This window comes from Bacillus sp. SIMBA_026 (genome assembly GCF_046535335.1).
In the GTDB taxonomy this organism is placed as follows: domain Bacteria; phylum Bacillota; class Bacilli; order Bacillales; family Bacillaceae; genus Bacillus; species Bacillus velezensis.
This window is the reverse complement of sequence record NZ_JAWRWX010000280.1, coordinates 1-259: the sequence shown is the minus strand read 5'-3', so window position 1 is coordinate 259 and position 259 is coordinate 1. Positions and strand designations below refer to the sequence as shown.

Annotated in this window: 1 protein-coding gene; it reads left to right on the top strand. The window is 64.1% G+C overall.

All coding sequences use genetic code 11. The features are described from left to right. On the top strand, positions 1-224 hold a 224-nt coding region (locus SB847_RS21485), incomplete at its 5' end, for a hypothetical protein (protein WP_410578700.1). Positions 225-259 lie beyond the last annotated feature (35 nt).

The window sequence follows — 259 nt, the reverse complement described above, 5'->3', positions numbered from 1 at the left end:
AGCAGATCCAGGAGTTCTTGGACTACGGCCGTGGACGTCCGACCGTCGTTTGGGATGCGCGGCTCATCTGGCAACTGCGCGACGCCCTCGACTTGGTGATTGCATGGAAGGAACTCCCCGCGCCCGACGTGAACGCGGCCGAAGCCGCCTACCACGCTGACTTTATTGCCATCTTCGGGAGGCTTCCGTTCGCCAACCTCGTCCAGGCCCGTCCAAGGAAGTAGCTCCCCGACGGCGGCAGTTCGTTCCGTCGTCGGCC